The sequence below is a fragment of the Cupriavidus respiraculi genome, assembly GCF_914271545.1.
Classification (GTDB): domain Bacteria; phylum Pseudomonadota; class Gammaproteobacteria; order Burkholderiales; family Burkholderiaceae; genus Cupriavidus; species Cupriavidus respiraculi.
Genome location: NZ_CAJZAH010000003.1, coordinates 57220 through 71366, shown reverse-complemented (window position 1 = coordinate 71366; position 14147 = coordinate 57220). Strand labels below are relative to the sequence as shown.

Annotated in this window: 13 protein-coding genes; 4 read left to right on the top strand and 9 right to left on the bottom strand. The window is 69.8% G+C overall.

All coding sequences use genetic code 11. From position 1 onward, the window contains the following. Positions 1-34 precede the first annotated feature (34 nt). Genes ampD through LDO27_RS15385 form a run of 5 tightly spaced genes read right to left on the bottom strand, consistent with a single transcriptional unit; the run spans position 35 to position 5668 of the window. Positions 35-676 (bottom strand): 1,6-anhydro-N-acetylmuramyl-L-alanine amidase AmpD, encoded by a 642-nt coding sequence (ampD, locus tag LDO27_RS15405; RefSeq protein ID WP_224042616.1) that lies wholly within the window; start codon positions 674-676, stop codon positions 35-37. After that, positions 669-2297, bottom strand: coding sequence for a sigma-54-dependent transcriptional regulator (locus LDO27_RS15400; RefSeq protein WP_224042615.1), 1629 nt, complete (start codon positions 2295-2297; stop codon positions 669-671). Before LDO27_RS15400 ends, ampD begins: the two co-directional genes overlap by 8 nt. Before the next feature lie 53 nt (positions 2298-2350). After that, positions 2351-4444, bottom strand: a complete 2094-nt coding sequence (locus LDO27_RS15395; protein WP_224042613.1) for an ATP-binding protein — start codon at positions 4442-4444, stop codon at positions 2351-2353. Continuing rightward, on the bottom strand, positions 4441-4719 hold the full coding sequence (locus LDO27_RS15390) for a PP0621 family protein (RefSeq protein ID WP_224042611.1): 279 nt from the start codon (positions 4717-4719) through the stop codon (positions 4441-4443). Before LDO27_RS15390 ends, LDO27_RS15395 begins: the two co-directional genes overlap by 4 nt. 19 nt (positions 4720-4738) lie before the next feature. Then, entirely contained in the window at positions 4739-5668 is a 930-nt protein-coding gene (locus LDO27_RS15385) for a cytochrome C assembly family protein (RefSeq protein ID WP_222208552.1), read from the bottom strand. Between the two features lie 185 nt (positions 5669-5853). Between LDO27_RS15385 and ffh the strand changes: the two genes are divergently transcribed. Both ffh and LDO27_RS15375 read left to right on the top strand, forming a co-directional pair. Continuing rightward, positions 5854-7260, top strand: coding sequence for a signal recognition particle protein (gene ffh, locus LDO27_RS15380; RefSeq protein WP_224042610.1), 1407 nt, complete (start codon positions 5854-5856; stop codon positions 7258-7260). Positions 7261-7322: 62 nt separating this feature from the next. Further along, positions 7323-7868, top strand: coding sequence for a hypoxanthine-guanine phosphoribosyltransferase (locus LDO27_RS15375; RefSeq protein ID WP_224042608.1), 546 nt, complete (start codon positions 7323-7325; stop codon positions 7866-7868). 47 nt (positions 7869-7915) lie between these two features. Here LDO27_RS15375 and LDO27_RS15370 read toward each other — a convergent pair whose 3' ends face one another. The 3 genes from LDO27_RS15370 to LDO27_RS15360 are packed head-to-tail and all read right to left on the bottom strand — an operon-like array spanning position 7916 to position 11353. After that, entirely contained in the window at positions 7916-8878 is a 963-nt protein-coding gene (locus LDO27_RS15370) for a 2OG-Fe(II) oxygenase (protein ID WP_224042607.1), read from the bottom strand. Continuing rightward, on the bottom strand, positions 8875-9612 hold the full coding sequence (locus tag LDO27_RS15365) for a lytic transglycosylase domain-containing protein (protein WP_224042605.1): 738 nt from the start codon (positions 9610-9612) through the stop codon (positions 8875-8877). Before LDO27_RS15365 ends, LDO27_RS15370 begins: the two co-directional genes overlap by 4 nt. A 4-nt stretch (positions 9613-9616) precedes the next feature. After that, a complete protein-coding gene (locus LDO27_RS15360; protein WP_224042604.1) occupies positions 9617-11353 on the bottom strand; it encodes a proline--tRNA ligase in 1737 nt (578 codons plus the stop codon). 204 nt (positions 11354-11557) lie between these two features. Between LDO27_RS15360 and LDO27_RS15355 the strand changes: the two genes are divergently transcribed. Both LDO27_RS15355 and LDO27_RS15350 read left to right on the top strand, forming a co-directional pair. Then, positions 11558-12202 carry an RNA pyrophosphohydrolase gene (locus LDO27_RS15355; protein ID WP_222208562.1) on the top strand — a complete coding sequence of 215 codons (645 nt, stop codon included), beginning with the start codon at positions 11558-11560 and terminating at the stop codon, positions 12200-12202. After that, positions 12195-12809 (top strand): CNP1-like family protein, encoded by a 615-nt coding sequence (locus LDO27_RS15350; protein ID WP_222208564.1) that lies wholly within the window; start codon positions 12195-12197, stop codon positions 12807-12809. The genes LDO27_RS15355 and LDO27_RS15350 overlap by 8 nt, the downstream gene beginning before the upstream one ends. An 81-nt stretch (positions 12810-12890) precedes the next feature. On the opposite strand, the gene proB is transcribed toward LDO27_RS15350, so the two are convergent. Next, positions 12891-14033: a glutamate 5-kinase gene (gene proB, locus LDO27_RS15345; RefSeq protein ID WP_222208659.1), complete on the bottom strand. Its 1143-nt coding sequence runs from the start codon at positions 14031-14033 to the stop codon at positions 12891-12893. Positions 14034-14147 lie beyond the last annotated feature (114 nt).

Below are 14147 nucleotides of genomic sequence, written 5' to 3'. Positions count from 1 at the left end.
TGTCGCACCGACGTCAGAATTTTTTTCGATTGCGTCACGTTTTCCGATAGCCCCGAGCGGGCTGCGGGTTTTCCCCAATGCGCTGTCGATCGACCCGATACGGCAACATCGTGCCGGGCAGGGCCGCGGTCGTGGCAAAAAGCTGCCAGTCGAAGTGCGGTCCGGGGTCGGTCTTGCGGCCGGGCGCGATATCGCTGTGGCCCGCCACCGCCCGCACGGGATAGCGCGCCACCAGCGCCCGCACCAGCGCCCCGGCCGTGCCGTACTGCGCAGGCTCGAACGGCAGGTCGTCGCTGCCCTCGATCTCGATGCCGATCGAGAAGTCGTTGCAGCGCTCGCGCCCGAGGAATGCCGACTGCCCGGCGTGCCAGGCGCGGTCCAGGCAGGACACGAACTGCACCAGCTCGCCGCTGCGCAGCACCAGGAAATGGGCGGAGACGCGAAGGTCCGCGATGGTGGCGTAGAAGGGATGGCGGGCGGGGTCCAGCCGGTTCTGGAAGAAGGCCTCGACATCGCCGCTGCCGAACTGCCCCGGCGGCAGGCTGATGTTGTGCACCACCACCAGATCGACCGGCAGGCCGGGCGGGCGCGTGTCGAAATTGGGCGACGGCACGCGGCGCGCCGTGTCGACCCAGCCGGCGTCGTCGATGCGCGGCACCTGCCCCGCGTCAGCCATGGTGCTCTCCGCCCGGCGCGGCCAGCGAGGCGCCCTCGCCGGCCGTGTCGTCCGCATCGTCGCGCCCACCGCGGATGCCCAGCTGCTGGATGCGGTAGCGCAACTGGCGGAAGCTCAGCCCCAGCAGCGGCGCGGCGGCAGTGCGGTTGAACCCGGTCTGCTGCAGCGCCTGCAGGATCAGTTCACGCTCCAGCGCCTCCAGGCGGCGCGGCAGGTCGATGGGGAACGCCACGCGCTGCACCGGCACGGGCTCCGCGGCAGCGATGCCCGCGACACCGGTCAGCGCCGGCGCCGGCATGGCGTCGAAGGCGGACGCAGCGTGCGCCGTCTCGGCCGGCGGTCCCGCCGGATCCGGCCGCGCCGCGGGAACCGGCATCGGGACCGGCGCGGGCACCGGCCCACGCTCGGCGCCGCCATCGAGCGGACCTAGGTCGCCGATCCCGATGTCCTCGTGCTCGGCAAACGCGTAGGCGCGCTCCAGCAGATTTTCCAGCTCCCGCACATTGCCGGGGAAGGCATACGCCATCAGCCGACCCTGCGCCGCCGGGCTCAGGCGCTTGGGATGCGCATCGCCGTAGCGGGCGGCAAGCTGGGCAAGGATCGCGCGGGCGAGCACCGGAATGTCCTCGGCGCGCTCGCGCAGCGTCGGCATGCGCAGCTCCAGCACATTGAGCCGGTAGTAGAGGTCCTGGCGGAACTGGCCGGCGGCCACCATCGCCGCGAGGTCCTTGTGGCTCGCGCACATGACGCGCACGTCCACCGGATCCTCCTGGCTCGCGCCGATCCTGCGCACGCGCCGCTCCTGCAGCACCCGCAGCAGCTTGACCTGCATCGCCAGCGGCAGATCGGCCACCTCGTCCAGCAGCAGCGTGCCGCCGTGGGCCGCATGGAAAAAGCCGCCGCGTTCGGCATCCGCGCCGGTGAAGGCCCCCTTCACATAGCCGAAGAACTCCGATTCCATCAGCGTCTCGGGGATCGCGCCGCAATTGACGGCGACGAAGGGCCGCGCCGCGCGGGCGCTGATCGCATGGATGGCGCGCGCCGCGCGCTCCTTGCCACTGCCCGATTCGCCGCTGATCACCACCGGCGCCATGCTGCGCGCCAGCCGGCCGAGCGAGCGGCGCACGTCCTGGATGGCCGTGCAGTAGCCGGGCAGCAGGTTGACGGCGCGATCGACCGTCTCGGCCGGCGCGCCGGCCGCTTCGGCGCCGCCGTCGCTGCCCTCGCCCGCCTCGCGCGCCTGCCGCCCGAGCGCGTTGCGCACCAGGCTGCGCAGCTGCTCCAGCGACACCGGCTTGGCGATGTAGTCGAACGCGCCGGCCTTGAGCGCGTCCACCGCATTGTCGGCGCTGCCGTAGGCGGTGATGACGGCCACCGGCACGCGTTCGGGCGCGCTGGACAACTGCCGCACGATCTCGATGCCCATGCCGTCACCCAGCCGCATGTCGGTCAGCACCAGGCTGAAGCGCCGCTGCGCCAGCTGCGCGCGCGCCTCGGCCAGGGAGCCCGCCAGCACCACGTCGTGGCCCATCCGGCGGATCGAGATATCGAGCAGCTCGCGCAGGTCGGCTTCGTCGTCGATGACGAGAATGGGGTCGGGACCGGGAGTGCGGGGCGGCATGGAAGGCGTGGCGAGACGATGGTCGTTGGCGGGCGTTGCCGGGCGGCGCGCGCTCAGGCGCCGGCGGCGTCCGGCGTGTCGATGCGCAGCGTCAGCACGAAGGCTTTGGCCGGCAGTGTATCGCGAGCCGCCCCCAGCAGCATGCCGGTGCGCGCGAGCAGCGCCTCCAGCGCGATGGGGCCGTAGCGGACCTGGGCATCGTTGGCCCCGCACAGCTCGCGCGCCATGAACAAACCCAGGCCGGTGCCCTGCGCATCGCTGGTGAAGAACGGCTCGAACAGGCTGCGCTGCGCCTCCCGCGAGATCTCGGCGCCGTCGTTCCACACGATCAGTTCGGCATGGTGCTGGTCCAGCGCATGGGCCAGCAGCCGGATCGACGCGGGGCGCCGGCTGCAATAGCGCCAGGCGTTGTCCAGCAGATTGCCGAGCACCTGCTGCAGCTGCGAGGGATCGAAGATCACCGGCTGCGCCACGTCCACGGCCAGGCGGATGGCGTTGGGATTGGCCTCCGCCGGGCGCCCGCCGGACTCCGGCGCCGCCGCGGCCCGCGCACGTACCTCCAGGCGCCAGCGCTCCAGGATGGCCGGTAGCGCGGCATCGAGACGAACCGAGCGGTGTTCGGTGCGCGGGCGGCGCGACATCTGGAGCACGTCGGACACCACCTGGTCGAGGCGGCGCACATTGTCATGGATGATGCGCAGCAGGCGGGCATCGACGTCGTCGTCCTCCGCCGCCTCGCCCTTGGCCAGCGCACCGGCCGGATCTAGCGCCGGCATCGCCGCCATCGCTGTCGTCGTCGTGATCGGCGTGATCGCCGGCGCCCGCTTGCGCCCGCTGTCGGACAGCAGCTCGCTCGCCTGGCTGATCGCCGCGAGCGGATTGCGGATCTGATGCGCGACGCTCGCCACCAGCCGCCCCATCGCCGCGAGCTTCTCCTGCTGGACCTGCTCGGCGATCCGCTCCCAGCTTTCGATATGCACGAGCACCGTGTCGCGCATCTCGCTGCGCAGCAGCGCCTCGTCCTCCGGCTGCCACGCCATCGCCTCGGTGCGCGCGATGGCCAGCCGCAGATGCGCCGCATCTTCCGGCGACAGATCGTTCCACGCCCCCGTGGCCATGCCCTGCGACAGCGTGGGCGCGTGCGTGGCCTGCAGCGAGGCCAGCCCCGGCAGCACGAAGCGCAGGCGCAGCCGCGTATGCAGCAGGCCCCCGCCGGAGGACGGGCGCGAGGGCAGCGGCAGCAGTTGCAGCACGCGCGGCGTATCGTCGTTGCCGCGGTCCTTGTTGCGCAGCCAGTCGCGCAGCATCGCCATCAGCGGCTGCAGCCGGGCAATGCCGCGCAGGTCGGCCAGCACCCCTTCGGCCTTGCCGCGCTCGGTGGGCTGCACGCCCAGCAGCACCAGCGCCGCCGGGTTGGCGGCCACCACCTGGCCGTTGGCGCGCAGCAGCATCACGCCGTCCTGCATGTCGTTGACCATCAGCCGGTTCACCAGTTGCTGCAGCCGCAGTTCCTGCTCGCGCGCCAGCGCCAGGCGTTCCTGGGCGATCTGCCGGTTAGCGAGCAGATGCATCAGCGTGGCCGCGATCATGAAGACCAGGCCGTACAGGCCCGCGCCGAGCAGCCCCGCGTCGGCCTGGCCCTGCAGCAGCGTATGCGTGAAGGGATGCGCGAGCACCGCCAGCGCGGAGACGGCGGCGGCGAACAGGGCGAACGACAGCCCCGCCAGCGCGCCGGCCTCCAGCACCGGCACCAGGAACGTCATGGCCAGCGCATCGCCCTGGCGATCGATCGCGTGATAGATCCAGCCGAGCAGGATCAGGTCGACGACGACCTGCGCGCGCACCCGCAGGTGAAAGCGGCGGCGCCACCAGAGCGTGCCGGCCACCATGGCGAGCGCCACCGCCAGGTAGGGCCAGGCGGCCGGTCCGGCCGCCACCGCCAGCCGCGCGGCGCGGGCGCCCTCGGCCGGCAGGCCGACGGGCGGCAGCCAGGCGTGCAGCGCCAGCACCAGCGCCACCGCGACGCGGGTCCAGGAGAAATAGCGCAGCAGGCGCCAGTGGAACTCGGGAGGGTCCGGCGCCCGCCACAGCGCGAGCAGCCCGTGCCAGGCATTGAGTCGGGACGGGCCGGCCGCGGCGCCGCTCATGCGCCGCCGGAAGCGGAGTCGTCGGACTCGCCGGCCGGCGGCAGATGGCTGCGCCGGCAATAGTGCAGGCCGCGGAAGGCGATGGCCTCTCCGGCCGGCACATGGACGCCGCACTGGGCGCACTGCACCATCGGCTCCTGGGTGGCCCCCGGCGTGCCCGGCTGCGCGCCGCGCGTGGCCGCGGAGCGGTCGGCCTGGCGGCGCGCCGCGATCCGGCTGCGCAGCCACCAGAGAATGGCGATCGCGATCGCCAGGAACAGGAATATGCGGGCCATGGAGACTCGAAGGGGGAAATCAGAACCGGTGCAGAATCACTTCGATCACGAAGCGGCTTCCCACATAGGCCAGCAGCAGGATGCCGAACGAGGCGATCACCCAGCGCAGCGCCACGCGGCCGCGCCAGCCGTAGAAGCGGCGGCCCGCCAGGATGCCGGCGAACATGAACCACGAGACCAGCGCGAACACGCTCTTGTGGTCCAGCCGGAACACCCGCCCGAACAGCTGCTCCGAGAACAGCAGGCCCGAGGCAATGGTCAGCGTCAGCAGCACGAAGCCGGCGCCGATCAGGCGGAACAGCAGCTTTTCCAGCGTCAGCAGCGGCGGCAGCAGGTCCAGCCAGCGCCCGAGCCAGCGGCCGTATTCGCCGCCCTCAAGCGCGCCCGCGCCGTTGGCCGGACGGCGGTTGAAGCCATGCAGGCGGCGCTCGGCCAGCAGCATCAGGAAGGCATGGAAGGCGGCCAGCGTGAACAGGCCATAGGCCACGTTGGCGATGATGAAGTGCAGCTTGAACAGCGGCCGCGCGGCATAGCCCAGGATCTGCGCGCCGGGGAAGGCCAGCGGAATCAGGCTGGCCAGCATGGCCACGGGGATCACGATCAGGCCCAGGCCGGCCAGCGAGAAAAAGAAGCTCTCGACCCAGTAGATGCCCACGCCCAGCCACAACATGGCGGACAGCGCGAAGGCGAAGCCGAACACCATGCGGTCGGCCGGGAAGATGGTCTCGTGGAGCAGGAAGCCGTGGCTGGCGAGCGCGGCGACCATCAGCAGATGCCACCACATCGGCTGCGACTCGCCCCCGCGGGTGTCCGTCGCCGGGATCAGCACGGCGGAGGCGGCGCCACCCGACGCGCCGGCCGCCGACAGTTGCGGATGGCGCGTCGCCCAGCCGTGCGAGGCCAGGGCGCAATAGAGAAGTGCCGTGAGGGCATACAGTACAATCACCATTTGCGCAGTTTACCTTAGCGCCCTGTCGCGGTGGCGCCCGCTGCCCTATCCTGCGGCCGACTGTCGCGTACCGTCGCGAGAGAAGCGAGCGCGTCGCGGGGCGGCCGGAATGGCGGCCCCGACGTCGGCCAGTGCGCCGGCCCGCCGCGACCCAACCCCACAAAAGCCTACCCCGGATTCCTGCCATGCTGGACAACCTTACTCAACGCCTGGCGCGGGTCGTCAAGACCATGCGCGGCGAGGCTCGCCTCACCGAAGCCAATACCGCCGAGATGCTGCGCGAAGTGCGCCTCGCCATGCTCGAGGCCGACGTGGCGCTGCCCGTGGTGCGCGAGTTCATCGCCCGCGTCAAGGACAAGGCGCTGGGCGAGGAAGTGGTCAGCAGCCTGACGCCGGGCCAGGCCCTGGTCGGCGTGGTGCAGCGGGAGCTGACCGTGGTGATCGGCGGCGAGGAGGCGGTGGCCCCCGCTGCCGCCGGCGCCGCGAAGAATGCCGAGCTGAACCTGGCGGTGCAGCCGCCGGCGATCATCCTGATGGCCGGCCTGCAGGGCGCGGGCAAGACCACCACGGTCGGCAAGCTGGCCAAATGGCTCAAGGAAAACAAGAAGAAGAAAGTGCTGACGGTGTCGTGCGACGTGTACCGCCCCGCCGCCATCGCCCAGCTCAAGACCGTGTCCGACCAGGTCGGCGCGGACTTCTTCCCGTCCCAGCCCGACCAGCGCCCGGTCGATATCGCGCGCGCCGCGGTGGACTGGGCCCGCAAGCACTATCACGACGTGCTGATCGTCGACACGGCCGGCCGGCTCGGCATCGACGAGGCGATGATGAAGGAAATCGCCGCGCTGCACGCCGAGCTCAAGCCCGCGGAAACGCTGTTCGTGGTCGACGCCATGCTGGGCCAGGACGCGGTCAACACCGCCAAGGCGTTCAACGACACGCTGCCGCTGACCGGCGTGGTGCTGACCAAGCTGGACGGCGATGCGCGGGGCGGCGCCGCACTGTCGGTGCGCCACGTCACCGGCCGGCCCATCAAGTTCGTCGGCGTCGGCGAAAAGCTCGACGGCCTCGAGCCCTTCTATCCGGACCGCATGGCCCAGCGCATCCTGGGCATGGGCGACATCCTCGCCCTGGTCGAGGAAGCCCAGCGCGGCGTCGACATGGAAGCCGCCGAGAAGCTCGCCAAGAAGATCAAGAAGACCGGCGGCTTCGACCTGGAGGACTTCAAGGCGCAGATCGGCCAGATGAAGAAGATGGGTGGGCTCGGCAGCCTCGTTGACAAGCTGCCCGCCCAGTTCGCCCAGCAGGCCCAGGGCGCCAATATGGACGTGGCCGAGAAGCAGGTGCGGCGCATGGAAGGCATCATCAACAGCATGACGGCCGCCGAGCGCGCCAAGCCGGAGCTGATCAAGGCCAGCCGCAAGCGCCGTATCGCCGCCGGTGCGGGCGTGCCGGTGCAGGAGGTAAACCGCCTGCTCAATCAGTTCGACCAGATGCAGAGCATGATGAAGAAGCTCAAGGGCGGCGGCATGATGAAGATGATGCGCTCCATGGGCGCGATGAAGGGCGGCATGAAGGGCCTGTTCAACCGCTGAACGCGGGTTGCTGCCTTTACTGGGCCACCCGCCCCGCTGCCAAGCCACACAGGACACATACCATGATGACTGCCGACCAGGCCCGCGAACTGTGGGACAACTCCGAGGAAATCGTCAGCGCGCAGGCCGTGCAGGCGTCGCTGGACCGCATGGCCGGCGAGATCGCCGCCGCGATGGGCGATCAGTTCCCGCTCGTGCTGTCGGTGATGGGCGGCGCGGTCGTCTTCACCGGCATGCTGCTGCCCAAGCTCGCGTTTCCGCTGGAGTTCGACTACATCCACCTTTCGCGCTACAACAACAAGACCGTGGGCGGCGAGATGCAGTGGCGCGTGGCGCCGCGCGAGTCGGTCAAGGACCGCGTGGTGCTGGTGCTCGACGACATCCTGGATGAAGGCGAGACCATGGCCGCCATCCGCCAGCGCATCATGGAGATGGGCGCCCGGGAAGTGCGCGCCGCCGTGCTGTGCGAGAAGACGCTGGCCAAGCAGAAGCCCATGCATCCGGACTTCTGCGGCTTCGCGGTGCCGGACCGCTATGTGTTCGGCTGCGGCATGGACGTCAAGGGCTACTGGCGCAACCTCGGCGCCATCCGGGCGCTGAAGGACTGAAGCGACCGCTGTTCACCGCCCGGGCAGCCGCCGCCCCCCGCGGCGGCTCAGGATTCGTGGCGGTACGGGAACTGGCGCAGCCACTTGGTGGCGATCCATTTCTCGCCCTGCTCCACCGGCAGCCCGGCATGCAGGGTGCGCTCGTCCAGCGAGCCGTCGTCGCCCAGATAGGCGAAGAACACCGCGTTGCCCCTCACCGGCGTCACCTCCAGGCCGACCTTCGGAAACGCCGTGCCGCCGCCGGCCGGAACATTGTTCAGGTAGATCACCAGGGTGGCCACGCGCTGCCCGCCGACCTTCAGCTGGCGGGCCTCGCCCTGGCGCCCGGGGTTGAAGAAGTCGAAATGCGGCTGGTATTCGGCGCCGGGCTTGTAGTTCAGGATCTGCAGCCCTTCGCCGTGCTCGACCGGCACGCCGGTGACGGCCGCGATGCGCGCCTCCAGGCGCTCGATCAGCGGATGCTCGCCCACCTGGAACATCGCGCCCATGCTTGTGCGCGCATCGATCAGGTTCTCGTCGCCCGTATCGGGATTGATGACCGGCGAGCGGGTCATGCGGCCACGCGCGAGCCCGATCAGCGCGTCGCACTCGTCCTCGAGCAGCAATTGCTGGAACAGCGCGATATGCGGCGCCTGCATCGAGAAGAGCACCGGAATGTCCCGCCCTTCATGCCGGATCGCATTGACCCGCGCCGCCTTGGTGTGCTTCGCCGCCTTCGCGGCGGGCTCTCGCCGCGAAGGCGGCGGCGTGTCCTGCGCAGCGGGCGGGACGGGGTCCGCCCGGCCGCTGGCGGCCAGGGCGGCCTGCACCGTGGCACGGGCGAACGCTTCCTCGTAGCCGGACTGGCGCATCGACCGCACCAGAGCCTCGGCGCCGAAGCCCTGCTCGATATGGCGCCTGAGCCAGGATTCCAGCTCCGGCGACGAAGTCGCGTAGCCCGCCTTGCCCGCGGCGGCATGGCCGGACGCGCGCGAGGGGTTGGGGGAAGTGGAATGCGAGCGAGCCGTCATGAGGGATCGGCCACGCGGGCCGGAGAGAACGGGTTACGCGCCGGCGCTTCGGGCGGCAGCTTGCGTGCGCGGGGGGCCGCGCCGTCCGGCTCGCCCGCCATCACCACGGTCGCCTCGGAGTACTGCCAGCGCTTCCAGGCACCGAGCACCGCATTGGGATATTCCGCCCGGCCGCGGCTGCCGTTGTAGCGGCCCAGCGCCAGGTACAGGTCGCCGTTCTCGCGGTCCAGGTAGTGGCGCAGGATCGTGCAGCCGTAGCGCAGATTGCTTTGCAGATGAAAGAGCTTGCGGGCGTCGCCATCGCCGATGGTGCGGGACCAGAACGGCATCACCTGCATCAGACCGCGCGCGCCGGCGCTGCTGATGGCGTACTTGCGGAAGTTGCTCTCGACCTGGATCAGGCCCAGCACCAGCGCGGGCTCCAGGCCGGCGCGCCTCGCCTCGTAGTAGGCGGTCTCCAGCAATTCCACTCGGACCTGGGGCTCCGGAATCCGGCTCTCGAGCCGCCGCGACATCTCGTCCAGCCATTTCACGTAGGCCAGCCGCTCGCCGTTGGCGGCGAACGCCGGCCGCACCGGCCGGTGATCGGCGATGGCCGCGGCCAGCGCGCCGCGGACGGAGTCGGCCAGATCCTCTTCCTTCTGGGCGCCGGCCCACGCGGCGTTCAGCGCCAGCGCCAGGCCCACGCCCAGCGCCGCGCGCGCCAGCAAGCCGGACAGCCGCGCGGCAGTCATGCGTTCAACGCGCCAGCAGTCCGCGGACATGGCCGACCACGTCGGCCACGCCGACGCGGGCGGCTTCCGGGTCGCGGCGGCCCTGGTATTCCACCAGGCCCTCCTTGAGTCCGCGGTCGCCCACCACCACGCGGTGCGGCACGCCGATCAGCTCCCAGTCGGCGAACATCACGCCGGGGCGCTCGCCGCGATCGTCCAGGATCGCGTCGACGCCGGCGGCCAGCAGTTCGGCATGGATGCGGTCGGCTTCGGCCTTGACGGCCTCGGAGCGGTCGTAGCCCACCGGGCACACCACCACCTCGAACGGCGCGATGGCGGCCGGCCAGATGATGCCGCGCTCGTCGTAGTTCTGCTCGATCGCGGCGCCCAGGATGCGCGTGATGCCGATGCCGTAGCAGCCCATCTGCAGGGGCTGGGTCTTGCCGTTCTCGTCCAGGAACGTGGCGTTCATCGCCTCCGAATAGCGGGTACCGAGGGCGAACACATGGCCCACCTCGATGCCGCGGCAGATGGCCAGCGAGCCCTTGCCGTCGGGCGAGGCGTCGCCCGCCACCACGTTGCGCAGGTCCGCCACCAGCGGCTCGGGCAGGTCGCGGCCCCAGTTGACGCCGGTCAGGTGGTAATCGCGCTCGTTGGCGCCGCAGACGAAATCGCTCATGTTGGCGACGGTACGGTCGGCCACGATCTTGACCGGCACCTTGGTGCCCACGGGGCCCAGGTAGCCGGGCGGCGTGCCGAAGGCGGCCACGATCTCGGCCTCGGTGGCGAAGCGGAACTCGGCCAGGCCCGGCACCTTCGACGCCTTGATCTCGTTCATGTCATGGTCGCCGCGCAGCAGCAGCAGCCAGATCTGCGTGTCCTTGCCGCCGTCCGCCGTGGGCGTCTCGGTGGCCAGCACGATCGACTTGATGGTGCGCTCCAGCGCAATGCCCAGCAGCTGCGCCACGTCCTCGCACTTGGCCTTGCCCGGCGTCGGCGTGCGCGTCAGCGCCTCGGCCGGCGCGGCGCGCTCGGCCAGCAGCGGCAGCGCTTCGGCGGCTTCCATATTGGCCGCGTAGTCCGAGTCCGGGCAGTACACCAGCGCGTCCTCGCCGGTATCGGCCACCACGTGGAACTCGTGCGAGCCGGAGCCGCCGATGGCGCCGTTGTCGGCGGCCACCGCGCGGAACTCCAGTCCGAAGCGGGTAAAGATGCGGACATAGGCGTCATACATCTTCTGGTACGAGACGCGCATGCCCTCCACGTCGCGGTCGAACGAGTAGGCGTCCTTCATGGTGAACTCGCGCCCGCGCATGATGCCGAAGCGCGGCCGGCGCTCGTCCCGGAACTTGATCTGGATCTGGTAGAAGTTCAGCGGCAGCTGCTTGTAGCTGCGGATTTCATTGCGCGCGATGTCGGTCACCACCTCCTCGGAAGTGGGCTGCACCGCGAAATCGCGCTCGTTGCGGTCCTTCAGGCGCAGCAGCTCCGGGCCCATTTTGTCCCAGCGGCCGGTCTCCTGCCACAGTTCGGCCGGCTGGACCACCGGCATCGACAGTTCCACCGCGCCGGCGCGGTTCATTTCCTCGCGCACGATGTTCTCCACCTTGCGGATCGCGCGCAGCCCCATCGGCATGTAGCTGTAGATGCCGGCACCGAGCTTCTTGATCATGCCGGCGCGCATCATCAGCTTGTGCGACACGATTTCCGCGTCGCCGGGCGCTTCCTTCAGGGTGGAGATAAAGAATTGCGAGGCTTTCATCCGTAGCTTTCTATTGAGGCCAGGGCCCCGGGCGCGAGCCCCGGGCGCGTGGCGCGGATTCTTGGGTGGGAGGCGCCTGGAACGGCGCTTCCCAACAGGATAACCGAGGGAAAAACAAGGGAAAACGATCAGGCCGATGGCGGCAGGCCGCTCGACGCGCTTCCTTTATAATCGGCGTAATTCTAAAGGATTCGAGGTGCAGTCATGCTCGATCGTGAAGGCTTTCGCCCGAACGTCGGCATCATCCTCATCAACGCACGGAACGAAGTGTTCTGGGGCAAGCGTATCGGCGAACATTCTTGGCAGTTTCCTCAAGGCGGCATCAAATACGGCGAAACGCCGGAGCAGGCGATGTACCGCGAACTGCACGAAGAGGTCGGACTGTTGCCGCAGCACGTCAGGATCGTCGGTCGCACGCGCGACTGGTTGCGTTACGAGGTGCCGGACAAGTTCATACGCCGCGAAATCCGCGGGCACTACAAGGGGCAAAAACAGATCTGGTTTCTATTGCGCATGGCGGGCCGCGACTGCGACATCTGCCTGCGCGCCACCGACCATCCCGAGTTCGACGCGTGGCGCTGGAGCCACTACTGGGTGCCGCTCGACGCGGTCATCGAGTTCAAGCGCGAGGTCTACCAGATGGCGCTCAACGAGCTGTCGCGCTTCCTGCATCGCGGCACGCGCGCACCGTTGAGCCCATACGGCAACCACCACGGACGGCAGGGGGGCGGCAAACCGAAGCTGGCCCATGGCGGCCACCAGGGGGCGGAGACGTCCTGCCACGACGAGACACACGACACGCGACCGGCCGAATCGGCCTGCGCGGAACCACGGAGCACCGATGAGTAGATTGGCCGGCTTTCGCCGACACCCCCGCCTGGCCGCCTGCCTGGCATCCGCCGCGATCGGCGCGGTACTGGCAGGCTGCTCCACCGCCGTCGAGACGCCCAAGCGGCAGGCCCAGATAGAAGCGGAGGAAGCGGAGGGGACCAGGTTCATCGATCCCTTCGGCGACAAGGATTTCAAGGAAGTCGAGACCAAGCTGCCCCCGCCGCCCGCGGAGGCGAACCTGATTCCGTTCGACGTCAGCACCACCGGCCGGCTGACCTTCGCCGTGGACAGCAAGTCGGTCGTGGTCGGCGAGGATGGCGCGGTGCGCTACGCCGTGGTCATCACCAGCCCGACCGGCGCGCGCAATGTCAGCTACGAGGGCGTGCGCTGCGACGTCTTCGAGCGCAAGCTGTTCGCCACCCTGCCCCCTGGCGCGAAGGACTGGGTGCGCAATCGCAGCGACGACCGCCAGGGCTGGCAGCGCATGAATACGAGCGTGCGCAACAGCTACGCCGCGACGCTGGCGACCGACTACCTGTGTGAAGGCCGCACGCCGGTCCGCAAAGCCGACGACATCGTGCGCGCCCTACGCGACAGCGTGCCGCGCGGAGGCATCTACCGCTGAGCGAAACGCTGCGCCATCGACAAAAAAGCTGCCCCGGGTGACCGGCGGCAGCTTTTTCTTTGGGCGGGAGCCTCGCGCCCGCTAGACCAGCACCAAGTTGTCGCGGTGGATCAGTTCGGGCTCGTTCAGGTGCCCGAGCACCGCCTCGATTTCGGACGATGGCCGGCGCGCGATCAGCCGCGCCTCCGCGCTCGAATAGTTGGTGATGCCGCGCGCCACCTCGCGGCCCGCCGGGTCCACGCAGGCCACCACCTCGCCGCGGGCGAATTCGCCCTGCACTTCCACCACGCCGATCGGCAGCAGCGACTTGCCGCCGCTGGTCAGCTTGTCGGCCGCACCCGCGTCGATCACCACGCGTCCGCGCAGCTGCAGATGGTCGGCCATCCATTGCTTGCGCGCCGTCAGCCGGCCGGTCGCCGCCAGCAGCTGGGTGCCGATGGCTTCGCCGGTCGCCAGGCGGTCCAGCACATTGGCCTCCCGGCCCGAGGCGATCACGGTATGCGCGCCCGACTTGGCGGCGCGCTTGGCGGCCAGGATCTTGGTCAGCATGCCGCCGCGTCCGATCGCGGTGCCCGCGCCGCCGGCCATCGCCTCCAGCTCCGGCGTGCCGGCCAGCGCCTCGTCGACGAAGCGTGCCTGCGGATCCTTGCGCGGATCGGCGGTATAGAGCCCGCGCTGGTCGGTCAGGATCACCAGCGCATCGCCCTCGATCAGGTTGGTGACAAGCGCGCCCAGCGTGTCGTTGTCGCCGAACTTGATTTCGTCGGTGACCACCGTGTCGTTCTCGTTGATGATGGGCACCACGCCCAGCGCGAGCAGCGTCAGCAGCGTCGAGCGCGCGTTCAGATAGCGCTCGCGGTCGGCCAGGTCGGCATGGGTCAGCAGCACCTGCGCGGTGCGCACGCCGTAGCGGCCGAACTGGCTCTCATAGACCTGGGCCAGTCCCATCTGTCCGACGGCTGCGGCGGCCTGCAACTCGTGGATTTCCTTCGGCCGGCGCGCCCAGCCCAGGCGCTGCATGCCCTCGGCGATGGCGCCGGAGCTCACGAGCACCACTTCCTTGCCGGCGCCGCGCAGCTTGGCGATCTGCGCGGCCCAGCGGGCGATGGCGTCGTGGTCCAGGCCCTTGCCGTCGTTGGTGACCAGGCTCGAGCCCACCTTGACGACGATGCGCTTCGCCTGCGCGATGACCGATTGCGTGACTGGCTGCGTGAGCGGCTGCATGAGCGGCTGCGTGTCCGATTGCGTGACCGATGCGGTGGCCAAATCCTGTCTCCTGGGGACTGATGCGCTCGGGTGCGCCATCCGGTGCGCGCCGCGGCGCGCACCGGCGGCGGA